Origin of the sequence: Pectobacterium sp. S5, from assembly GCF_051707265.1 — a bacterium.
GTDB classification, from domain to species: Bacteria; Pseudomonadota; Gammaproteobacteria; order Enterobacterales; family Enterobacteriaceae; genus Pectobacterium; species Pectobacterium polare.
In genome coordinates this window covers 77,854-101,107 of the sequence record NZ_JAULSZ010000005.1, presented here as the reverse complement: position 1 = coordinate 101,107, position 23,254 = coordinate 77,854, and the positions used below count along the sequence as shown (strand labels likewise).

Below are 23,254 nucleotides of genomic sequence, written 5' to 3'. Positions count from 1 at the left end.
TCATCATTCTATTTATCCCATCGTGCACTTTCTCATGCGGGTATGTTGGCGACGCCGATACTCCAGTCGCTGCGTTGGCGGAGGAATGAGGTCGTCACTTTCATGCACGTAGGGAATACCTGTTAAGAATATTTACAGGCCAAAGGAATGACAAATAAAGTGTAGACAAGAATGTGACGAATTGATGACAGAATAAACGTAACAAAAACCCCCTGATTTATTCGTCGGCCAGAGAATTAATATTATTTTCTTATCGAAATCAGGGTGGATAATAAATATTAATCAATGATACCCTACCTAATAAGAGTGAGATCTTTTTCTTATTACTCTTTATTTTGTAACTTTTCGCCTTTAATTGTGATTATTATTAATAAGCGCGGTTTTTTTAACCGTGTTATTTATTCTTGTTATCCATGGAAAATAAGAAAATAAAAAGCCGCTGAAGAGTCAGCGGCTTTATGTTGTGTGCTAAGTGGCCTAGGTATCTATCGCTTGGCCGCGTTCGTTAAAAGGTTTCCCAGTTATCACGGCTTGTGCTGCCTGACTGACCAGCCAGAGCCAGCCTCGGTGCCGTCGGCTTCTTCGCCTGTGACGTCAGTCGTGGCGCTGGCGTTTGAACGCCGCTGATTTTGAACACGCCCATTAATTCCAGCAGCGTTCTGGCCTGCTCACTCAGGCTGTCGGCGGCGGAGGCGGATTCTTCAACCAGCGCGGCGTTCTGTTGGGTCACCTGATCGAGCTGATTCACCGCATCATTCACCTGAGAAACGCCCTGTTCCTGTTCGTGCGTGGTCAGGCCGATCTCATTGAGCAAGTTGGCAACCTGCTGAGATTTTTCGACAATGTCTTTGATGGTGATGCCCGCGTCGTTAACCAGCTTCTCACCCATTTCCACGTTAGCCACGCTGACGCTAATCAGATCTTTGATTTCCCGCGCGGCGGAAGCGGAACGCTGCGCCAGAGAGCGTACTTCACCGGCGACCACGGCGAAGCCACGGCCTTGTTCACCGGCTCTGGCTGCTTCAACGGCAGCATTGAGCGCCAGAATATTGGTCTGGAAAGCAATACTATCGATGACGCCAATAATATCGCCGATCTTACGCGAACTGGTGGTGATATCTTCCATGGTGCGTACAACGTTACTGACCGCATCGCCGCCTTTTTGCGCCGTCGTGCTGGCGGAATGGGCCAGTTCTGTTGCGGTGCGTACGGTCGCAGCATTCTGCTTCACCGTGGTATTCATTTGTTCCATTGAGGCGGCGGTTTCCTGAAGATTCGCGGCCTGCTCTTCTGTACGCTGGCTCAGATCGGTGTTGCCCATCGCAATCTGCGTCGCGCCCGTGGCGATAGATTCGCTGCTCTGATGCACCTGACCGACGAGGTTGCTCAGGTTTTGACGCATATCTTCCATCGCGGCCAGCACGCTGGTGGTATCACCGTCGCGCAGTTCAATCGCAACGGCCAGATTCCCCTGTGCAACCTGACGCGTGACTTCCAATGTGTAGGCTGGTTCTCCCCCGAGCTGACGTTTAATGGCTCGGGTAATCCACCATGAGATCATTGCTCCCAGCACGACAGAAAGCAGGGCGATAATGACCATCAACGTACCTGCGCTAGTGGCGTTCTTTAAAGACTGCTCGGCGATTTCAACCGTGAGCTTCTCTTGCCAGTTAACCATGTCATTCAGGGCTTGGAAGACGGCATCCTGCTTGACACGCACGTCTGTTAATAACAGATGTTGAGCTTCGCTGTTCTTGTTCGCCGTTGCCAATGCGATGGCGTCTTTATAGCTACTGCTATAGGCCGGGCGTACGCGCTCCAGTACCGCGACCAGTTCCTGAGCACGTTGCTCGATGGCGGCGTCGTGTATTTTTGCGAGTAATGCGTTATTACGGGAAATCATCTCCTCGATACGCGCTTTCTCTCCTTGCATTTGCTGGCTGTCTTCCAGCATCGTCAGGTTTCTGATGGCGATCGCGTTGGTGTTTATGTTGTCTTTAAATTCCTGCATCATCAGGAGGTTGGTGATGCGAACCTGCGATAACAGCTGGATGTTTTCTCCGAGTTTGTCTAACTGGATACGGCCAAATACCGCCACCAGAAATCCGATAGCGATGACCAGAGTAAAGCCAGTCCCTAGCATTTTACCCAGGCTACTATTTTTTATGAGATTCATTGTGTCCCTTATTATATGTTGAGAACGAATATGGTTGGTGCCGGCGTGCTTTTAATGTGAAATAGGCGTTGCGAAAATGTATTTATTTTGCAAGTGCCATCACGTTGATACCCTAAAGATTCGCGTCGCAGAAAGATGAATAGGCATGCGGCTTGAAGAATGACAGGTATATCCTTTCCCGTAATCGTTGCCTGTTTTCCTTGGCTAATAAACTTATCCTAAGTTTACTTTTTCCTGTCACGCTTTCCGGTAAGTGGTCGTCGTGTCTGGTGCGGTGGAACATAGACAAATAAGGGTAAATGATGGCGCAGGAGTATAAAAGGTGGCGGTAAAAGCCGCAATATCTCTACGGGTTAGAGAAAAAATAAACTGGAGTTGTGCTGTAATGCTAAATTGACAATCATGTTAATAAACGCTGTGGTTGTGATTTTTTGCTTATTTATTCAACGCTAAAAGAGGCTTATTTTCCATTCATTCTTTTTTTTCGAACGACATGATGTTTTTATCATCGAAAATTGCCACTCCTCGTTTTTATTGATTTTATTCCATCGCGCTTAATATAAAGCCAACGTCTGATTTTTCTTTTTATTCATTGCTCTTATCTATTGAAAAAAAACCGCTGAGCGATCAGCGGTTTTGGGTTTCTTTTGATTGGCTGTTAAAAGGTTTCCCAGTTTTGCTTATCGCTTCCCGCGCTGCTTTTCGGTCTGGCGAGAGCGAGCGTGGCGCTGGTAGGTCTTTTCAACGGTGTCGCCATGCGCTGTGACGAGCCGCCCTCAACGGTGAAGGTTTTCATCAGCTCGACCAGATGAGCCGCTTGATCGCTCAGGCTATCGGCAGCGGAAGCGGATTGCTCAACAAGCGCGGCATTCTGCTGCGTCACCTTATCAAGCTGATTAACAGCATCATGGATCTGCGAGACGCCGGATTCTTGCTCCTGCGTGGTGACGCCAATTTCATTAATCAGGTCGGCAACGTTGCGCGCCTGACGCACCAGTTCTTCGATTGTCGTCCCCGCATCGCTGACCAGTCTGGAACCTACCTCGACTTTCTCGACGCTGTGGCCGATCAGCTCTTTAATCTCTTTGGCTGCCGTTGCAGAACGCTGTGCCAGCGAGCGAACCTCGCCTGCCACCACGGCAAAGCCACGGCCTTGCTCACCTGCGCGTGCGGCTTCCACTGCGGCGTTAAGCGCCAGAATGTTGGTCTGGAAAGCGATGCCATCGATGACGCTAATGATGTCGCCAATTTTGTGCGAGCTGTCGGTAATTTCTTTCATGGTGATAACGATGTTGCCGACGGCTTCGCCGCCTTTAGCGGCGGTATCGCTGGCAGCTTGCGCCAGTTGAGCTGCATTGCGCACCGTATCGGCATTCTGACGCACGGTCTGGCTCATTTCTTCCGTTGAGGCGGCGGTTTGTTGCAGATTCGCCGCCTGCTCTTCCGTGCGCTGGCTGAGATCAGTGCTGCCTGCGGCAATCTGGCTGGCACCGGTTGCGATAGATTCGCTGCTCTCACGCACTTGCTCAACAATGCTGCTTAAGCTTTTGCGCATGTTATTCATTGCGAACAGCAAGCTGGTATTGTCGCCTGACGCCAGATCGACCGGCATCGCGAGATTACCTTGTGCGATTTCCTGTGTGACCTGCGTGGCATAGGCGGGTTCGCCTCCCAGTTGCTTCTTGATGTGGCGGGTAATCAGCCAGGCGATGCCTGCACCGAACAATGAAGCGATGACGGCCAGAACCAGCAGTGAATTGCCATCATAGTAGGACTCTTCAATCGCGTTAGTTGCCGTTTGCGTGGTGTAGTCTTTCTGCAACTGAATCATGCTGTTCAGATTGTTAAAAAGCTTGGTTTGTATGGGTTCAAGCTGGGTTTTAACTAATTCGATAGATTCAGCCTGCCTGTTGCTGAGTGACAGTGCGACGGCCTGGCGGCCCACGGTGGCAAATTCAGTGCGATTTTGCTGAAGTTCACCCAGAATATTGCGGACTTCGGTTGCCCGTAAATTTTCTTCCAACTGAGTGACGAGCTTGGTGTTTTTGGCGCTCGTGGCTTCAATTAGTTTTTGATTGTCTTCGAGAACCTTTTGTTCGGTCGCGATAAGCATACGCAACGTGGCTTTGATCGTAACGTTAAGATTATCTTTCAATTCTTGTAGCACGATGAGGTTGGCAAGGTGGTGTTTGGCCAGCCTGTCAGTGGTATTACCGAGGCCAACCAGATGCATTCTGCCGAAAATGGCCACTAATAGGCCGATAACAATAACAATGGCAAAACCCGAACCGACCTGAGTACCCAGTTTCATTTTTCTTTTATTCTGCATGTTATCCTCATGACTTATTGACACTGTTTATTGTTATTAAGCGGATTTTCTTCTGCACGACAAGAGCAATATACGACTGCGGTTTCTAAATCCTTCTGATGAATAACCAAGCAGTCCACTCTAGGATATCGGCATGACCAGCGAAAACATTGATTTTAATTGTCGATATTGCCGCATGCGGATGAGGAAAAAACAGGAAACGCAGGGAAGGGATGATGCTGGCGGTGAAGGGATGTGAAAGTGGAGTGGGGGATGCGCGATCCATCCCCCGTGTATACTCGTCATACTTCAAGTTGCATGTGCGTTGGCAGCGTTCGTTACTCGGCTCATCCATGAGCCTCGCCCCGTTGGGGCCGCTGCAAGCAGCGTTCAAATCTGCTCCCGGCAGATTTGTCACCCGAATCACTTACTTGAGTAAGCTCATCGGGACTCGTTCTCTTGCCGCCTGCCTGAAACTCGAATTATTTAGAGTATAGAATTAGAACTGTTCCCAGTTTTGGCTATCGCTTCCCGTGCTGCTTTTAGGATTCGCGAGAGAGAGTTTGGCACTGTCAGGCCGTTTCAACGGCGGTGTAATGCGCTGTGACGACCCGCCCTCAATGATGAAGACTTTCATCAGTTCGACCAGACGGGCAGCCTGATCGCTCAGGCTATCGGCGGCGGATGCGGATTGCTCAACGAGTGCGGCGTTCTGCTGTGTGACCTGATCAAGCTGGTTAACGGCATCATGAATTTGCGAGACGCCGGACTCTTGTTCCTGCGTGGTGACGCCAATTTCGTTAAGCAGATCGGCAACATTGTGTGCCTGGCGCACCAGTGCTTCAATCGTCGCACCGGCACTGTTCACCATGACGGAACCGGCTTCCACTTTCTCGACGCTGTGGCCGATCAGCTCTTTGATTTCTTTCGCCGCGGAAGCAGAGCGTTGCGCCAGAGAACGCACTTCCCCTGCCACTACCGCAAAACCACGGCCTTGTTCGCCAGCCCGCGCGGCTTCCACTGCGGCGTTAAGCGCCAGAATGTTGGTCTGGAAGGCAATGCCGTCAATGACGCTAATGATGTCGCCAATTTTGTGCGAGCTGTCGGTGATTTCTTTCATCGTTATCACGATATTGCCAACGGCTTCGCCCCCTTTGGCGGCGGTATCGCTGGCGGCCTGCGCCAACTGCGTGGCATTACGCACCGTCTCGGTGTTTTGGCGCACGGTTTGGCTCATTTCTTCCATTGAGGCGGCGGTTTGTTGCAGGTTAGCCGCCTGTTCTTCCGTGCGCTGGCTGAGGTCAGTGCTGCCAGCGGCAATCTGGCTGGCACCGGTTGCGATCGATTCGCTGCTCTCACGCACTTGTTCAACAATTTCACTCAGGCTTTTGCGCATACCGTTCATGGCTGCAAGCACGCTGTGGTTGTCGCCGGGGTGCAGATTGACGCTGACGGCCAGATTTCCCTGTGCAACCTCTTGCGCGATGTGTGCCGCGTAAGCGACTTCGCCACCCAGCAGATTTTTTATCGTGCGGGTGATCAGGATGGAGATAAAAATCCCGATGAAGACCGCGAACGCAGCGAACAGCAGCAGCGTATTTCCATCGTCCCTGGCTTTATGCATGGCGTTGGTCGTCGTTTCCATCGTCTGTTCTTTCTGTAACGCTGTCAGTCCGTCCAACGCTGCGAAAACCGCTGCCTGTGCAGGGGGCATTTCATTGACCATGACTAACGCGGCCTGCACTTTTTCTTCGGGCACACCAGAGAGGCTTAATTCAATGGCTTTATTCACTGCTTTTAGGTAAGCCGGGCGTGCCTGCGCGAGCTGTTCCAGCAAGGCACGCGCCTCCGGTTCGGCAAGCTGTTTGTAGACTTTCGCCAGGGCTTCGTTATTGCGGATAATTTGCTGATCGAACAGGCGTTTTTCTTCCTGGATACGGGCGCTGTCTTGTGAGAGACCGATATTACGGACAACACGGGCGACAACCTCAAAACCACTCTTGGTGTCCTGAATCAGAAGCAGGTTGGCCAGATTTTTTTCAGAGAGTGATTCAATATCTTTACCCAGATTGGCGAGATGGACGCGTCCCAGAATGGCAACCATCAGACCGATAATGATGACAGAGGCGAAACCTGCGCCCAGCATGGCACCAAGTTTCATTTTTGATAGAAAATTCATAATGTTCCTTTATTATTTTTTCATTGATAGATGCAGGCTTTGCCTTATAGATTGGGCATCCTTTATGACAGGTCAGGAATTGGGTGCACGTCTGATTACATAATGTGTGCGGTATGCCAATTTGCGAGAGTGGGCAGGAAAACGCGTTGTTGCTTACCCAAGCGATATTATAAAGGCAGAATAAAAACGGGTAGATGTGGAGTATAGGAGTAAAAAGGGCGCATTTTTCAGCATAAAAGGGGTATGTAAATGCAGCATTTAGTTGATACCAATGAGGAAGCCGCCGCCTCCCCATTGTGAAACTTCACGCGATTACAGCACCAGCCACAGCGCCCAGGTGAAGAGGAATCCAGCCAGCCCGAGGAGAGTCGTCAGCACCGTCCAGGTGCGCAGGCCATCGGCGACGGACAGCCCCAGATATTTGGTGACGATCCAGAAACCGGAGTCATTGACGTGTGACAGACCCAGCCCGCCAAAGCAGGCAGAGAGCGTCACCAGCACCAGTTGCATCTGGTTCAGGCCGCTAACGGCTTCGCTCAGCAGGCCGCAGGTGGTGAGGATGGCGACGGTGGCCGAGCCTTGCGAGGCACGCAGCGCCAGCGACAGAATAAAGGCGGCAGGCACCAGCGGCAGGTGAATGCTGGTCAGTGTATCCGCCAGCGCTTTACCGATGCCCGATTCCACCAACACTTTACCGAACACGCCACCGGCACCGGTCACCATAATGACCATTGCGGCGGCAGGCATGGCATTGCCCATCACGCCGCTGGCTTTTTCCAATGACCAGCCGCGACGCAGGGCAATCAGCCAGAACGCTAATCCCAGTGCAATCAGCAGCGCTACGGCGGGAGAACCGACCAGCGACATCACGTTACGCACCGGGTGTCCGGCGGGCAGAATGGTCGCAGACACGGTGCCGAGCATAATGATGGCGATAGGAATCGCGATCAGCGCGGCAATCAGCCCGGCCGAAGGGGCTGACACGGGAGCCGTATTCGGCGTGGTATCTTCTGGTTTTGCCAACTGCAACTGCTCTAGTACTTCAACGGAAAGCGCGTACTTGCGGCGGTTCATGGCTTTGGCCGCCCAGTAGCTGATGATGCCAACAGGAATCGACACCAGCAGGCCAATGATGGTCAGCCAGCCGATATCCGCATTCAACAGGCCAGCGGCGGCAACCGGGCCGGGGTGGGGCGGCAGCGCCACGTGTACCGTCAGCATCACGCCCGCGACGGGCAAGCCGAATTTAATCGGGGAAACTTTAGCGACTTTCGCAAAGCCGTAAATAATTGGGGCGAGGATAATAAAGCCGACATCGAAAAAGACCGGAATACCCAGAATAAAGGCGGCGATGGTTAATGCCGCCACCATTAATCCCGGTCCCATTAATTGAGCGAAGCGGTGTGCTAAGGATTCCGCACCGCCGGACACTTCGATCATTCTACCCAGCATGGCGCCGAGGCCGATAATAATCGCCACCGAACCGAGAATACCGCCCATGCCGGAGGTAATCACCTTCATCACTTCGCCAGTCGGAATACCGGTTGCCAGGGCAACAAGCAAACTGACAACCAGCAGGGCAACAAAGGGCTGAATTTTAAATTTAATGACCATCAGCAGCAGGAGTAATACCCCGGCGATAGCGATGCAGAGTAAGAGCGAGGTGGCCATGTTCTTATCCTCATTGATCCCGTCTTTTCAATTCAGAGGCTGAAAAGGTATTGGGTTATTGTTTTATTTGAAGAAAAGGGTGACCTGATTCCCGCATCGGAATAATGCGGGAACCTGACCTTTTCTCGATATTTTATAAATATGTCTCTGGTGTTTATTCTTTTATGGGAACAGCAATATTTTTCCGCGATAATTTATTTCTTCAGATAGGGTTTAGCCCATCCCAACCCGTCTTCGGTTTTACCGCGTGGGTTATATTCACAGCCAACCCAACCGGAATAATTCACGCGATCCAATTCGGCAAAGATGAACGGATAATTAATTTCCCCTTCATCGGGTTCATGTCGCGCAGGAACCGAGGCAATTTGAATATGTCCGATGCGGCCAGCCAAATCGTGAATAATTTGCGTCAGGTTGCCATCGACAATTTGTGCGTGGAAGAAATCGAGCTGGATATAAACGTTCGGCCTGTCGATCAGATTGGCTAATTCCAATGCCTGATACTGACTGGCAAACAGGTAATTCGGCTTCACCTTCGCGCTCAGCGCCTCAATCATGATGTTGATGCCGTGCGGTGCAAACTTATCGGCGGCGTAGCGCAGGTTATCGATAAAGGTTTGCTGATAGGCAGCACGGTCTTCACCGGGTGGTACGACGCCCCCCATCACCAGCACCGAAGGGCAATTCAGCGCCAGCGCATATTCCAGGGCGTTATCGATATCCCGGCGGGCATCTTCAATACGGTCGGGCAGGGCAGAGACGCCCCATTCGCCCGCCGCAATATTGCCGGGCGCGGTATTGAACAATACCTGCTTCAGGCCATTTTCCCGCAGCTTTTCCGCCAGCAACGGTGCCGGATATTCATAAGGGAACAGGTACTCGACCGAGGTGAAACCCGCATCGGCAGCGGCTTTAAAACGATCGAGAAACGGTACATCAGTAAACAGCATAGAAAGATTGGCAGCAAACTTAGGCATGGTTAACTCCATAGCTCAGTAAAAAGTCACTCATCAAGAGAGCTCGGTAATTTCGTCAGCGGTGAGGTAGCGAATTTTTCGATCACCGAGAATAAAAATCAGCTTGGCGGTTTCTTCCAACTCTTCCATGTTGTCCGCCGCCGCCCGTAGATCCTTACCGGTGACGACGGGACCGTGATTAGCCAACAAGAACGCTTTATAGCGCGAGGCCAGCTTCGCCAGATCTTCACCGAGTCGCGCATCGCCGGGGCGGTAATAAGGGACGACGGGCACTTTACCGACTCGCATCACCACATAGGGCGTGAACGGCTTGATGGCATCTTGCGTATCGAGCCCTTCCAGACACGAGAGCGCCGTCAGATAGGTGCTGTGCAGGTGAACGATCGCTTTGCACTCGGGATCGTTACGGTAAATTGACAGGTGAAAACTGACTTCTTTCGACGGTTTATCCCCGGAGAGCCACTCGCCACTCATGCTGACTTTGGACAGCCGCTCGGCATCCAGTTCGCCGAGGCAGGAGCCGGTCGGCGTTGCCAGCAGCGTGCCGTCATCCAGTAGCAGTGAGAGGTTGCCCGCCGAACCGGTGGCGTAGCCGCGCTGGAAAAAGGACGCGCCTAGTTTGACCATTTCCGCGCGTGCGTGTTGCTCGCGGTTCAGGGCTGCTTCGGTGCTGTGGTGTTTTTCACTCATACGGCAAACTCCTTTTGGGCGCGGGCAAAAAAGTCTTCATCACCGAAATTGCCGGATTTCAACGCCAGAGAGAGTGGGTGATTGGTCGAACGCACCCACGGCACGCCGGGAGAAATAGACGGCCCGATATGGAACGCGTGGATGCCCAGCGTCTGTACCACGATGCTGGAAGTTTCACCGCCCGCGATGATGAAGCGTTGGAAACCGTCTTGCTGAAGCTTGTGAGCGACGGCGGCAAACAATTTCTCCACCGCCTGACTGCTGGCTTCCGCGCCCCAGCGCTGCTGAATTTGCGCCAGTTCATCGGGTGATGAGGTGGCGTACAGCAGCGGCGCAAGTGTGTCGTCACGGTGTGCCTTCACCCAGTTGGCCAGTTCCTTAACGTAGGCTTGCTGAGCGTCATTGCTCTCTAAGCAGCGTGCGACGTCAATCGCGCGCCCCGCCGCCTGTTTCAGGTAGTGGGCGACCTGCTTGTTGGTCATCACTGAACAGGAACCGGACAGCACAACGCCTGCGCCGGACTGCGGCTTACCTGCGTCGGTTGCGGAACCGGTTTGTGTCGCGGGTTCTGCCCACTGACGCGCCAGCCCAATGGCAAGGCCGGAGCCACCGGTGACCAGCTTCATGTCGCGCAGTGCCTCGCCCTGCGTCAGCAGGTGCTGTTCGTTCAGCGTATCCAGCACCACATAGCGAACGCCCTGTTCTTTCAACTGCGCCAGACGCTGTTTGACGGCCTCTGCCCCCTGATCCATCACGGCATACGGCACCAAACCGCAGCGCCCGGCAGCTTGCTGCTCCATGACGCGCATCAGGTTGCTGTCCGTCATCGGCGTAACAGGATGGTGACGCATTCCCGATTCGGACAGCAGTTGATCCATCACGAACAGGTGACCCTGATAGACCGTTCTGCCGTTCACCGGCAGCGCCGGAGAGATGATGGTTTGTGTTTCGCCAAGCTGTTCTAACAGCGCATCGGTCACCGGACCGATGTTGCCTTTCGCGGTGCTGTCGAAGGTGGAGCAATATTTAAAGTAGAACTGCTGGCAGCCCTGCTGTTGCAGCCACGCCAGCGCCTTGAGGGAATCCGCTACCGCCTGCTCCGCTGGGCAGGATCGTGACTTCAGGCTAATCACGACGGCCTGCGTCTCAACCTTAAAATCGGACGGCGGTACACCGTTGAGCTGCACGGTCGGCAGCCCGTTGTTCACCAGAAAGCTGGCGATATCCGTGGCACCGGTAAAATCGTCGGCAATCACACCTAGCTTGATCATGGCGCCTCCTTCTTTTCCGGCAGCGTAATGCCGTTAAAAATCTTGATGACCGCGCTGTCGTCTTCTTTACCGAATCCGGCGTTGCTGGCAGCGGTAAACATATTGAACGCGGTGGAGGCCAGCGGCAGCGGAAAATGGAGCGATTTAGCGGTGTCGGTGACCAGCCCCAGATCTTTGACGAAGATATCAACGGCGGATTTTGGCGTGTAGTCGCCGTCCACCACATGGCGCATGCGGTTCTCAAACATCCAGGAATTCCCGGCGGCGTTGGTCACCACGTCGTACATGATATCCAACGGGATATCGGCGCGAGCGGCCAGCGCCATCGCTTCTGCCCCAGCGGCGATGTGTACGCCGGCCAACAGCTGGTGGATGATTTTAACGGTCGCACCTAGCCCGATCTCTTCACCGATGCGGTAGACCTTGCCTGCGACGGCGTCGAGTACGGGTTTCAGTTTCTCAAAAGCCAGATCGGAGCCGGATGCCATCACCGTCATGTCGCCAGCAGCGGCTTTTACCGCACCGCCGGATACGGGCGCATCCAGCATGATGAGCTGATGCTCGGCCAGACGCTGCTCAATATTTTTGGCATCCTGCGCGGAGATCGTTGAGGACACCATGACTACGGTGCCGGGCTTGAGCTTTGCTGCGACCTGCGGTTCACCGAACAGAATCCCATTCACCTGTGCGGCATTCACCACCAGCAGCACGACGGCATCCAGCTTGTCAGCGAAGGCATCAATACGCGTGTCGGCCTGCGCCGCACCCGCCTGACGTAAGCGTTCCAGCGCTTGCGGATTGATATCGACACCGTATGTCGTCAGGCCGGCGTTGATGCAGGACGCCGCAGCGCCAAAGCCCATGGAACCCAGACCGATAACGGCGACAGCATAATCAGAAGTCTTTTTCATCGTGGTTGCCTTGTTAAAATTAGTGATTTTTTGTTCTATGGTGTTAAATATAAGGACTATCAGAACAAATTGTGGTGATTTTTATCACATAAATTAACATTGATGTCGTGATGATTCAGTGTAGCTGAACCCCATCGGGAAGATGGTTTTCATTATTATCTTTATATATCAGTCGATTATTTCTATTTTGGCATTGAGTGATGAGAAAGGTTGTTATGTCTGGCGTGGTTTATGACGTGAATTTATGATAATTATCGTCATCAAACGGGGTATTTCTCACAATATTTATCAGCCCCCCTATTTATCAGACCAGCACAATCAAACAGGGAACGGACAGCGTGATTCCAGTAGAACGTCATCAACAGATTCTGGCGCTGATCGCCGAGCGCGGCGCAGTAAGCATTAACGAGCTGACCGAACGGCTGGGCGTGTCGCATATGACGGTACGGCGTGATGTGCAAAAACTGGAGCAGGACGGCCTGCTGTTGAGCGTCTCCGGCGGCGTGCGCTCGCCTGAACGGCTGGCGATTGAGCCATCGCATCAGGATAAATCTGTGATGTTCAGCCAGCAGAAAGAGGCGATTGGCAAGCTGGCGGCGCAGCATATCCCGTTCAATAGCTGCATTTATCTGGATGCGGGTACCACGACGCTATCGCTGGCGCGTGAACTGGCCGAGCGCGACGATCTGCTGATTGTCACTAACGACTTTGCGATCGCGGCCTTTCTGATTGAGTCCAGCCAGTGTCGCATGATCCACACGGGCGGCACGCTGTGTCGGGAAAACCGCTCCTGCATCGGTGAAGCGGTGGCGCAGGCGCTGCGCAACCTGTTTATCGACATCGCCTTTATCTCCGCATCGTCATGGAGCCTGCGCGGGCTGTCCACGCCGAATGAAGACAAAGTCGTGGTGAAACGCGCGGCGGTGGAAGCCAGCAGAAAACGCGTGCTGCTGTGCGACACCTCAAAATACGGCCGCATCGCCACCCACCTCGCCACGCCGCTCAACGTATTCGACAGCATCATCACCGACGACGGCCTGCCCGCCGCCGCCAAAGACGCGCTAGGTAAAATGGGGGTTGAGGTGCTGGTGGCGGGGTGAGGGGGTTGTTTATGTCTGTTTGTCTAACTGGCAAAAATATCCAGACCTTTCTCGTTGATTATATTGAGAAGGCGTAGCGCAGCTCCTGAGGGTTTCTTCTCATTCCGTTCCCATTTTGAGACGCTCTCAACGGACATATTGAGAGCGTAAGCTAAAGAAGATTGCGACATTTTATAACGGGAACGCATGTTCTGAATTTCTGCACCGCTCATTGCGTGAGCTTGCTCGATGCGTTCACGGAATTCCCGTGCTGCAACCCGATTATTGATGCGTTCCATTGTGGTATCAGTGATACCCCCGTGTTCATGCAGGCTTTTTGCCATTTCCTGCAGCTCTTTCATCTTTGCAGCCATCGCATTCCACCTCTCGTAGTTCTTTCACTTTTACCAATTGAGCTATTTGTTGAACGGTGAGTTGAAGTAGGTCACCAGCAATGTCTTTATAAACAGCTAGCTCGTCATCCTGAATTTCTTTAACACCTTTCCTGACCTGATTTTTTTTCCATCCATCGGCAAAAAATAGATTAGAGCCCAGTTTGAAAAAGATGATAGTTCTGGCTCCTGCACTCTTTCCGGCATTCAATGCGATTCGTTTCTTAATCACACCACCGCCAAGGTCACCCTCAAAGCGACCATTCATTACCTCATGAGCAATCTCACAAAGGTAACTGTCTGAAAGTAGTTCGCTTTTTAGTTTTTTATCGAAGAGCTTTGTCGTGTATACCGCCACGGTTCATCCTTAAACATGACTAGTAATAATAACTATAGTCTAAATTACGGGTTTTCTACAATGTTCGCAGTCGTAGTGGCACGAAATAGTATGTTTAATCGGTGCTTTTACCTCTCCCTCTCTTTGTTATTTCCCCGTCATTTTCCCGTTATTTTTCTGTCATACGCGCATGCCATGTTTGTTTTCGCCCAAAAAACGCCGTGATGTTCAGCCAGCAGAAAACGCGTACTGCTGTGTGACACCTCAAAATACGGCGCATCGCCACCCACCTCGCCACGCCGCTTAACGTATTCGTCAGCATCATCACCGACGACGGCTTGCCCGCCGTCGCCAAAGACGCGCTAAGCAAAATGGGTGTTGAGGTGCTGGTGGCGGGGTGAGGGGGATAGTCAAATTGGGACGGCCTAACTATCGCCTTGAGTCCAATGTGGAAATAAACGTATTATCGTGACGTCATTAATTAAATAAACTCATGAAAAACAAAGGAATGTAAATAATGAGCGTGCGTAGTGAAATTATTGATGGCCGACAAGCCTCTGGTGTGACATATGGCTTGATTTATACCGAGGTGCTAGGTTGGATTGATTTAGGCCATGCGAAAGGGGACGATATTAAGGATATTATTCAACAAATGTATGTCGGAGAGAATAATGAAGACGGAATGCCATACTACGATGTGACCTATAAACAAGGCATGATTGGGCTCAGAAGAAGTGTCACTATCAGCCGGTTTATTAAATGGCGGATAAAAAAGGAAGGTCTCTTCAAGAAAGACATCGCATTGCTCTTGCTATGATGCTCACCGTTGCGAAACGGTTTGAATCTATGCAGGCCTCTTTTCCATTTAATTTAGTTACAGATAGTGGATTTAGTGGGGAAGATCTTGTTTCAGATTTATTAGGTTTTTACCGAGTGGTTTCTACTCCTAACCCTTTTTATTTATTACGGCCAGTGAGTAAAGAAGAAGCATTAAAACGCTGGGATTTCTATGGCCCTATCGGAAATTTTAAAAATATAGGATTCCGACCTATTTTATTTCCGGACCCTGAGCTTATGCCCTATGCTCAACCTCGGTTAGGGTTTCTCCCCTCTTTTATGCAAACAATACAACCTTATAATGACTTTGCGTCAGGAAATGTAGGTATTGCATCCTACGATGGCACTGAACTCACAACAAATTTCTTTAAATAACATGAAAAAAAAGATAATTATACCACTCGTCATATCGATCCTAATTGCCTCTCCGCTTATCTATTATTGGCCTGCAATGGTTATCCTGACGGAGGGGAGTTCTCGCTATACAGAACAGGACACTCGACGGTATGAAATGCTTACAGACGACATCATTAAAAATAGCCCGCGCATTTCTTCTCTCTATGATTTTGGCTATACAACGGTTGATGGCCCTGCGTTGGAAGTCAGCAATATTACGTTTCAAAACACCGATGATGCGACAAACATACGCGGCTATCTAGCGTCGCTTGGTTTTACGCTGAGCTACACAGACACGACAGGTGAGTATTGGGAGTCTACGGATTCAGATAAAACGATACATATAGGAATCATCAACGATCCTAAAACCGTTATCGTTGATGTCATACGAAAATAGCCCTGATCGTGGTAGTCAGAGTGTTTAATATAACCTTATGGTTTCACACCGTTACTCTAGCCTTCATTACGATGGTGGCTGGTTATGAGACCGCTTTTGATTCGCGGCAATTTCATGCAGCGTCAATGGGCTTTCGCCGCTTTCATCTCCTGCCAAGATAGCGTGATATAAAGAGTTGCGGTCAGCATTATCTTGAGGCTCGGTTTTTAGGCCGTTACTCCACTGATTACTCCTGTTGTCGTCCATGTTTAGTGAAAACCTGTAAAATTTATTTCCTGTAGCATAAGTGAATTCTTTACTTATGCCCCCTCCCTCTGTCACTTTCCCGTCATCTTCCAGTTATTTTTCTGTCATGCGCTCATGTCATGTTTACCTTCGCATAAAAAACGCCGTGATGATGGCGCATTTAATTGATTGCAGGAGACAGGCATGTTCAACAACACAATTCGTAAAACACATGCTATTCGCACCGCCGCGGCGTGTGTGGCATTAGCGCTGATGAGCGCCAGTGCGCAGGCCGCGACAGAAATTCCTTTCTGGCACTCTATGGAAGGCGAATTAGGGAAAGAAGTGAATTCTCTGGCTGACCGTTTTAACAAAGCGCACAGCGATGTAAAAATTGTGCCGGTCTACAAAGGCAACTACGAGCAGAATCTGGCTGCTGGGATTGCGGCCTACCGCGCGGGGAATGCCCCCGCCATTTTGCAGGTCTATGAAGTCGGTACGGCGACCATGATGGCAAGTAAAGCCATCAAGCCAGTCTATGAAGTCTTCAAAGAGTCAGGCATTAATTTTGATGAGTCGGTATTTGTACCGACCGTCTCCGGTTATTACACCGATGCGAAGAGCGGTCACCTGCTATCGCAGCCGTTTAACAGCTCCACGCCGGTGCTGTACTACAACAAAGATGCCTTCAAGAAAGCCGGTTTAGACCCTGAGCAGCCGCCGAAAACCTGGCAGCAGATGGCTGAGTACACCGCCAAACTGCGTGCTGCTGGGATGAAGTGCGGCTACGCCAGCGGCTGGCAGGGCTGGATTCAGATTGAAAACTTCAGCGCCTGGCATGGTCTGCCAGTTGCGAGCAAGAACAACGGCTTTGACGGCACCGATGCCGTGCTGGAATTCAACAAGCCAACGCAGGTCAAACACATCCAGCTGTTGCAGGACATGAACAAGAAGGGTGACTTCACCTATTTCGGGCGCAAGGATGAGCCGACCGAGAAGTTCTACAACGGCGATTGCGCTATCACCACGGCCTCTTCCGGTTCGCTGGCGAATATTCGCGAACACGCCAAGTTCAACTATGGTGTTGGCATGATGCCGTATGACGCCGATGCGAAAGGCGCGCCGCAGAACGCCATTATCGGCGGAGCCAGCCTGTGGGTGATGGGCGGTAAAGATGCCGCGACCTACAAAGGCGTTGCTGAGTTTATGAAGTTCCTGGCCGAGCCGGAAAATGCGGCTGAATGGCACCAGAAAACCGGTTACCTGCCGATCACCACGGCAGCGTATGAGCTGACGCAGAAGCAGGGCTTCTATGAGAAAAACCCTGGTGCGGATATTGCCACGCGTCAGATGTTGAACAAGCCACCGTTGCCGTTCACCAAAGGTCTGCGTTTGGGCAACATGCCGCAAATTCGTACCGTTGTGGATGAAGAATTAGAAAGCGTATGGACAGGTAAGAAGACGCCACAGCAGGCGTTGGATAGCGCGGTAGAACGCGGTAACGCGCTGCTGCGTCGCTTCGAGCAGTCGACGAAGTAATACATTTTTGTCGAGTAATATCGGGCCGAAGGGAATCGGCCTGCTTCTTTTCTGTTTGCAATGAGTTACCGCATGACATCATCCCGCCCCGTTTTTCGTAGCAGCTGGTTGCCCTATGTGCTGGTGTTGCCCCAACTGCTGATTACCGTGATTTTCTTTATATGGCCTGCTGGTCAGGCGCTGTGGTATTCGGTGCAGAATCTGGATCCGTTTGGGCTATCCAGCGAATTTGTCGGCATGGAAAACTTCAGACAGCTGTTCAATAACCCTTACTACCTCGATTCGTTTTACACCACGCTGATATTCAGCTTTCTGGTGGCAGGGTTTGGCATGCTGATTTCACTCTTTCTGGCCGCGCTGGTGGACTACGTGATCCGTGCCAGCCGCCTTTACCAGACGCTGATCATCCTGCCGTATGCTGTGGCACCTGCTGTCGCGGCCGTGCTGTGGATGTTTCTGTTTAACCCCGGACTGGGGCTGATTACCCATTTTCTCGGGCTGCTGGGCTATACGTGGAACCACGCGCAGCACAGCGGTCAGGCGATGTTTTTAGTCGTACTGGCGTCGGTCTGGAAACAGATTAGCTATAACTTCCTGTTCTTCCTCGCCGCGCTGCAATCGATCCCCCGTTCGCTGGTGGAGGCGGGTGCGATTGATGGTGCTGGCCCCGTGCGGCGCTTCTTCAATCTGGTGCTGCCGATGATCTCGCCGGTGAGCTTCTTCCTGCTGGTCGTCAATCTGGTGTATGCCTTTTTCGATACCTTCCCGATTATCGATGCCGCGACGGCCGGTGGACCGGTGCAATCGACGACCACGCTGATCTACAAAATTTATCGTGAGGGTTTCGCAGGGCTGGATCTGTCCAGTTCAGCGGCGCAGTCGGTGGTACTGATGATACTGGTTATCGGGTTGACCGTGATTCAGTTCCGTTTTGTTGAGCGGAAGGTGAATTACCAATGATTGAGAATCGTCGCGGGTTAGATATTTTCAGCCACGTCATGCTGATCGTCGGCATTCTCGCCGTCTTGTTTCCGCTGTACGTGGGGTTTGTCGCTGCCACGCTGGATAATCAGGAAGTCTTTCAGGCTCCGATGACGCTCATCCCCGGTTCCCACCTGTGGGAAAACCTGCGTTATATCTGGCTGCACGGTGCGGGCAACAACACCACGCCATTCGGGCTGATGCTGCTTAACAGCTTCGTGATGGCGCTGGCGATTACGATAGGCAAAATCACTGTATCGATCCTGTCCGCTTACGCCATCGTCTATTTCCGTTTTCCGCTGCGCAATCTGTTCTTCTGGATGATTTTCCTGACGCTGATGCTGCCGGTGGAAGTGCGTATTTTCCCGACGGTGGAAGTGATCGCGCGGCTCGACATGATGGACAGCTACACCGGTTTAACGCTGCCGCTGATGGCCTCTGCGACCGCGACCTTCCTGTTCCGCCAGTTCTTTATGACGCTGCCGGATGAGCTGATGGAAGCGGCGCGTATCGACGGTGCCAGCCCGATGCGCTTCTTCTTCGACATGGTTTTGCCACTGTCGAAGACCAATCTGGCGGCGCTGTTCGTGATCACGTTCATCTACGGCTGGAACCAGTACCTGTGGCCGCTGCTGATTGTCAGCGATGCCAGTCTGGGTACTGCGGTCGCCGGAATCAAAAGCATGATTGCCTCCGGCGATGGCGCGACCCAGTGGAATCAGGTAATGGCTGCGATGCTGCTGACCATGTTGCCCCCGCTGCTGGTCGTGCTACTGATGCAGCGCTGGTTCGTTCGCGGTCTGGTCGACAGCGAAAAATAAATAGGTCATACCGTTGGTAAACCTCTTCATAGAATGAGAACGGTGATAATGGGATAGAAGAGTAAAGCGTTTGCGCCATGGATGGCGCAATCCGAGCGTACAGGGATGTATTCACAGCGTCTTTACGATCTACCCATTATCACCGCACCGCTCGTCAGGTTTAGCAGCGATTTATCGAGACGAATTTCGGAAACGCTTATGGCATGTTTAAAACTTCAGGCCGTCACCAAGTCTTACGATGGCAAAACACAGATTATCCAACCTATCGATCTGGACGTCGCTGACGGTGAGTTCGTCGTGATGGTCGGGCCGTCAGGCTGTGGTAAATCGACGCTGCTGCGTATGGTGGCAGGCCTCGAACGCACCACCAGCGGCGATATCTATATTGATAACGAGCGGGTCACCGATCTGGAACCGAAAGATCGCGGTATTGCGATGGTGTTCCAGAACTACGCGCTTTATCCCCATATGAACGTGTTCGACAACATGGCTTACGGCCTGAAAATTCGCGGCTTCGGCAAGACGCAGATCCGTGAGCGCGTGGAAGATGCAGCGCGAATTCTGGAACTGATGCCGCTGTTGCAACGCAAACCGCGTGAGCTATCGGGCGGCCAACGTCAGCGCGTGGCGATGGGGCGGGCGATTGTGCGTGAACCGGCGGTATTCCTGTTCGACGAACCGTTGTCGAATCTGGATGCCAAGCTGCGCGTACAGATGCGGCTCGAATTACAGCAACTGCACCAGCGCCTGAAAACCACCAGCCTGTACGTCACGCACGATCAGGTTGAAGCCATGACGCTGGCGCAGCGCGTGATCGTCATGAACAAAGGGATCGCTGAGCAAATCGGTGCGCCGGCTGATATTTATCGCCGCCCGGCATCGCTGTTTGTAGCCAGCTTTATTGGCTCACCGGCCATGAACCTGTGGTCAGGTCGCATTAGCGATGACGGCTGCCGTTTTGAAATCGGTAGCGACATCGCGCTGGCGCTGCCTGAACCGAAGCCGCAATGGCGCGGTAAAGCATTGACGCTGGGGGTTCGACCAGAGCATATTCAGCTGGCGACGAGTGAAACTGGCGGTATCCCGTTGCAGATTTCAACACTCGAACTGCTGGGCGCGGACAATTTAGCGCACGGCAAGTGGGGCGGGCAAAACGTGATCGCACGGCTATCTTATGAGCACTGTCCCGCCATCGGCTCGACGCTCTGGCTACACTTACCGACGTCATCATGGCACCTGTTTGATTCGCAAAGCGGATTACGGATGGAATAATGGAAACAATCTGGCCTTACCCGAGCATTGTCGCCCATCGCGGCGGCGGTTCACTGGCACCGGAAAACACGCTGGCGGCGATTGATGTCGGTGCCAGTCTCGGTCACAAGATGATCGAATTTGACGCCAAGCTGTCGCAGGACGGCCAGATTTTCCTCCTACACGACGATACGCTTGAACGCACCAGCAACGGCTGGGGCATTGCAGGAGAACTGCCGTGGGACAAGCTGGTCGGGCTGGATGTCGGCGGCTGGTACGGCCATAAATTTGTCGGTGAACGCCTGCCGCTGCTATCGGAAGTGGCAAAGCGCTGCGTGCAGTACGGCATGGCGGCCAACATCGAAATTAAACCCACCACCGGATATGAAACAGAAACCGGACGGGTGATTGCGCTGGCGGCGCGTCAGCTGTGGGCCGAACATCCGGTAGCACCGCTGCTGTCATCGTTCTCTATCGAAGCCCTGGAAGCGGCGCAGCAGGCGGTGCCGGAACTGCCGCGCGGGCTGCTGCTGGATGAGTGGGAAGAAGACTGGCTGGCATTAACACAGCGTCTGGAGTGTGTGTCCATCCATCTGAATCACAAGCTGCTGACGGCAGAACGCGTCGCGGCGCTGAACGCTGCCGGTTTGCGCATTCTGGTTTATACCGTCAACCAACCCGATCGCGCGCAAACTTTGCTGGATTGGGGCGTTGACTGTATCTGTACTGACCGGATAGATTTAATCGGGGCTAACTTCGTGACCGGCTGAGGTCTGCCTCTATACCCGTCATACTTCAAGCTGCGGCGATGTTGATATTGCTGTAAGAAAATATAATGCGGGGACCTTCTTTCTGACTTGGTGCCGGTAATAAGGAAGTGGCTTCATGCCCGCATTTATTGTTTCGCTTTGGCACCAGATTTTTCTGTCGTTACCCCTCTTTGTTCTTATCGCGCTCGGCTATAGCCTGATTCGTTACGGTAAATGGCCGACCACCGTTACCGATGGCATGACGCGCTTTGTCTTCTCCGTCGCCATGCCCGCCATGCTGTTCCGCCTGATGTCGGATTTTTCCAAACGTCCGGTGGTGGATGCACGACTGCTGATCGCCTTTTTCGGCGGCTGCCTGCTGGTGTTTGTCCTAGGCCGCATCGTGGCGCGCAAAGTCTTTCATCTTGATGGCGTCTCCGGCTCGCTGTTTGCGCTGAGCGGCATCTTCTCCAACAACGTGATGCTGGGGCTGCCGATTGCTACGCTGATGCTGGGTGAAGAGGCAATCCCGTCGGTTGCGCTGGTGGTGGTGTTTAACGGGCTTATTTTGTGGACGCTGGTGACGGTGTCGGTGGAATGGGCGCGTAACGGGGCGCTGTCGCTACAGGGCTTTACCAAAACCGCGCTGGGCGTGCTGAAGAACCCGCTGATTATTGGCATTCTGTCCGGGACCTTATTCAGCCTGACGGGCCTGCCGCTGCCGTCGTATGTCGATCAGCCGCTAGCCATGCTGGGACAGATTGCTGCACCGCTGTCGCTGGTAGCGCTGGGAATGGGGCTGGCAGAATACCGCGTGCGTGACGGCTGGCAGATCAGCACGGCGATTTGTACGATCAAACTGCTGGTACAGCCGCTGGTAATTTGGGGAATTGCTATCGCGCTCGGCCTGCCGGAAATGGAAACGCGTGCGGTCGTGTTGCTGGGGTCGATGGCGGTGGGCGTCAACGTCTATCTGATGTCGCGCCAGTTCGATGTGCTGGGCGGCCCGGTCGCATCAAGCCTGCTGCTATCAACGGCGATGGCGGCGTTAACCACGCCGTTGATTTTAACGCTGATGGGTGTGCGGCTATAAGGCCGCCATCGCATCAGGGATTCTGCTTAATTGGCGGTGGCGGCGTGGTTCTCTGTGACCGCTGTAAATCCTGCTGTAGCTGCTGCTGGCGTTGTTGCTGCAACTGCTGGTTGCGCTGCTGGAGCTGATTATTCAACTGCTGTTGCTGTAATTTCTGGTTCTGCTGCATATTTTGCTGCAACTGTTTCTGGCTGCTTATACCGCTCTCAAACTGCTGTTGAGGCGTGGGCGCTTGCGGCGTATTGGCACTCGCCAGAAGCGGCAGGCCGAGCAGGGCAGCACAGGCCAATAGTGTCTTAGGGTGTTTCATTAAACCTCCACACAGGCCGTATGCCCGCATCGTGTTTTCATCAGCACATTATCCTGATGTATTCACTTAAGTGTAATCGTTGTGGATGAAAACGTCGTGCAGAGTAATCCGCAATCCTGCGTGCACAGGTTTTGGGCTGCCCCGTGGGAATGCGTTATACTGCGGCGGAATTTTTCTTCGTGGTTGACGCTATCTCATGTTCCATATCGCGCTCTATGAGCCTCAAATTGCACCGAACACTGGCAATATTATCCGACTGGCGGCCAACAACGGCTGTACGCTTCATTTGATTGAACCGCTGGGTTTTGATTTTGAAGAGAAAAAGCTGCGCCGTGCGGGACTAGATTATCACGATCTGGCGAACGTCAGCCGTCATAAAAACTATCAGGATTTTCTGGCTGCGGTTCCCGGCAAACGCATCTTCGCCTGTACGACCAAAGGCAGCCGTCCCTACGATCAGCCGACCTACCAGCCAGATGATGTATTGCTGTTTGGATCGGAAACGTCCGGCCTGCCAGACGAGATTCGTAACGGCTTTGAGTCGGATTTCCGTATCCGCATTCCCATGCAGTCTAATAACCGCAGCCTGAATCTGTCCAATGCCGTGGCGATCATCAGCTATGAAGCCTGGCGGCAAAATGGTTTCGGCGGTTGCCTGTAGCTA

At 52.6% G+C, this 23,254-nt stretch carries 20 protein-coding genes and 2 pseudogenes; 11 read left to right on the top strand and 11 right to left on the bottom strand.

Annotated features, from left to right (window positions below):
- Positions 1–505 precede the first annotated feature (505 nt).
- From QWJ20_RS17645 to ltnD, 8 genes are all read right to left on the bottom strand, one after another.
- Positions 506–2,176 carry a methyl-accepting chemotaxis protein gene (locus QWJ20_RS17645; protein ID WP_433993117.1) on the bottom strand — a complete coding sequence of 557 codons (1,671 nt, stop codon included), beginning with the start codon at positions 2,174–2,176 and terminating at the stop codon, positions 506–508.
- 658 nt (positions 2,177–2,834) lie between these two features.
- A complete protein-coding gene (locus tag QWJ20_RS17640) occupies positions 2,835–4,505 on the bottom strand; it encodes a methyl-accepting chemotaxis protein (RefSeq protein WP_433993116.1) in 1,671 nt (556 codons plus the stop codon).
- A gap of 478 nt (positions 4,506–4,983) precedes the next feature.
- Positions 4,984–6,663, bottom strand: coding sequence for a methyl-accepting chemotaxis protein (locus QWJ20_RS17635; protein ID WP_433993115.1), 1,680 nt, complete (start codon positions 6,661–6,663; stop codon positions 4,984–4,986).
- 312 nt (positions 6,664–6,975) lie between these two features.
- The gene (locus tag QWJ20_RS17630) at positions 6,976–8,334 is read right to left on the bottom strand and encodes a GntP family transporter (RefSeq protein ID WP_433993114.1); all 1,359 of its coding nucleotides are present in this window, start codon (positions 8,332–8,334) and stop codon (positions 6,976–6,978) included.
- Positions 8,335–8,528: 194 nt separating this feature from the next.
- On the bottom strand, positions 8,529–9,311 hold the full coding sequence (gene otnI / locus QWJ20_RS17625) for a 2-oxo-tetronate isomerase (RefSeq protein ID WP_010303260.1): 783 nt from the start codon (positions 9,309–9,311) through the stop codon (positions 8,529–8,531).
- Between the two features lie 33 nt (positions 9,312–9,344).
- Positions 9,345–10,001, bottom strand: a complete 657-nt coding sequence (otnC, locus tag QWJ20_RS17620; protein ID WP_433993113.1) for a 3-oxo-tetronate 4-phosphate decarboxylase — start codon at positions 9,999–10,001, stop codon at positions 9,345–9,347.
- Entirely contained in the window at positions 9,998–11,272 is a 1,275-nt protein-coding gene (otnK, locus tag QWJ20_RS17615) for a 3-oxo-tetronate kinase (protein ID WP_433993112.1), read from the bottom strand. The genes otnC and otnK overlap by 4 nt, the downstream gene beginning before the upstream one ends.
- Positions 11,269–12,183 carry an L-threonate dehydrogenase gene (gene ltnD / locus QWJ20_RS17610; RefSeq protein ID WP_014917036.1) on the bottom strand — a complete coding sequence of 305 codons (915 nt, stop codon included), beginning with the start codon at positions 12,181–12,183 and terminating at the stop codon, positions 11,269–11,271. The genes otnK and ltnD overlap by 4 nt, the downstream gene beginning before the upstream one ends.
- Positions 12,184–12,521: 338 nt before the next feature.
- Between ltnD and ygbI the strand changes: the two genes are divergently transcribed.
- Positions 12,522–13,283, top strand: coding sequence for a DNA-binding transcriptional repressor YgbI (gene ygbI, locus QWJ20_RS17605; protein WP_010303245.1), 762 nt, complete (start codon positions 12,522–12,524; stop codon positions 13,281–13,283).
- A 23-nt stretch (positions 13,284–13,306) separates the two neighbouring features.
- Here the strand turns inward: ygbI and QWJ20_RS17600 are convergent, their stop codons facing one another.
- Positions 13,307–13,636 (bottom strand): helix-turn-helix domain-containing protein, encoded by a 330-nt coding sequence (locus tag QWJ20_RS17600; protein WP_010303241.1) that lies wholly within the window; start codon positions 13,634–13,636, stop codon positions 13,307–13,309.
- Positions 13,587–14,012, bottom strand: a complete 426-nt coding sequence (locus tag QWJ20_RS17595) for a type II toxin-antitoxin system RelE/ParE family toxin (protein WP_048329422.1) — start codon at positions 14,010–14,012, stop codon at positions 13,587–13,589. The genes QWJ20_RS17600 and QWJ20_RS17595 overlap by 50 nt, the downstream gene beginning before the upstream one ends.
- Before the next feature lie 210 nt (positions 14,013–14,222).
- Between QWJ20_RS17595 and QWJ20_RS17590 the strand changes: the two are divergent.
- The 9 genes and pseudogenes from QWJ20_RS17590 to QWJ20_RS17550 form a co-directional block, all read left to right on the top strand.
- Positions 14,223–14,392 (top strand): annotated as a pseudogene (locus QWJ20_RS17590) (DeoR family transcriptional regulator); the annotation flags it as partial.
- 116 nt (positions 14,393–14,508) lie between these two features.
- A pseudogene (locus QWJ20_RS17585) lies at positions 14,509–15,203 on the top strand (hypothetical protein).
- A 1-nt stretch (position 15,204) separates the two neighbouring features.
- Complete coding sequence (locus QWJ20_RS17580; RefSeq protein WP_040032721.1) at positions 15,205–15,621, top strand: hypothetical protein; 417 nt, start codon at positions 15,205–15,207, stop codon at positions 15,619–15,621.
- Positions 15,622–16,050: 429 nt separating this feature from the next.
- A complete protein-coding gene (gene ugpB, locus QWJ20_RS17575) occupies positions 16,051–17,385 on the top strand; it encodes a sn-glycerol-3-phosphate ABC transporter substrate-binding protein UgpB (protein ID WP_010303220.1) in 1,335 nt (444 codons plus the stop codon).
- A gap of 72 nt (positions 17,386–17,457) precedes the next feature.
- Positions 17,458–18,345 (top strand): sn-glycerol-3-phosphate ABC transporter permease UgpA, encoded by an 888-nt coding sequence (gene ugpA, locus QWJ20_RS17570; RefSeq protein WP_010303217.1) that lies wholly within the window; start codon positions 17,458–17,460, stop codon positions 18,343–18,345.
- Entirely contained in the window at positions 18,342–19,187 is an 846-nt protein-coding gene (gene ugpE / locus QWJ20_RS17565; RefSeq protein WP_039474832.1) for a sn-glycerol-3-phosphate ABC transporter permease UgpE, read from the top strand. Before ugpA ends, ugpE begins: the two co-directional genes overlap by 4 nt.
- A gap of 198 nt (positions 19,188–19,385) precedes the next feature.
- Positions 19,386–20,459 (top strand): sn-glycerol-3-phosphate import ATP-binding protein UgpC, encoded by a 1,074-nt coding sequence (locus tag QWJ20_RS17560; protein WP_119889420.1) that lies wholly within the window; start codon positions 19,386–19,388, stop codon positions 20,457–20,459.
- Positions 20,459–21,208: a glycerophosphodiester phosphodiesterase gene (gene ugpQ / locus QWJ20_RS17555; RefSeq protein ID WP_433993111.1), complete on the top strand. Its 750-nt coding sequence runs from the start codon at positions 20,459–20,461 to the stop codon at positions 21,206–21,208. Before QWJ20_RS17560 ends, ugpQ begins: the two co-directional genes overlap by 1 nt.
- A 115-nt stretch (positions 21,209–21,323) precedes the next feature.
- On the top strand, positions 21,324–22,280 hold the full coding sequence (locus tag QWJ20_RS17550) for an AEC family transporter (RefSeq protein ID WP_010303205.1): 957 nt from the start codon (positions 21,324–21,326) through the stop codon (positions 22,278–22,280).
- Between the two features lie 13 nt (positions 22,281–22,293).
- Here the strand turns inward: QWJ20_RS17550 and QWJ20_RS17545 are convergent, their stop codons facing one another.
- Entirely contained in the window at positions 22,294–22,590 is a 297-nt protein-coding gene (locus QWJ20_RS17545; RefSeq protein WP_105879855.1) for a hypothetical protein, read from the bottom strand.
- Between the two features lie 196 nt (positions 22,591–22,786).
- Between QWJ20_RS17545 and QWJ20_RS17540 the strand changes: the two genes are divergently transcribed.
- Complete coding sequence (locus tag QWJ20_RS17540; RefSeq protein ID WP_010308737.1) at positions 22,787–23,251, top strand: tRNA (cytidine(34)-2'-O)-methyltransferase; 465 nt, start codon at positions 22,787–22,789, stop codon at positions 23,249–23,251.
- Positions 23,252–23,254 lie beyond the last annotated feature (3 nt).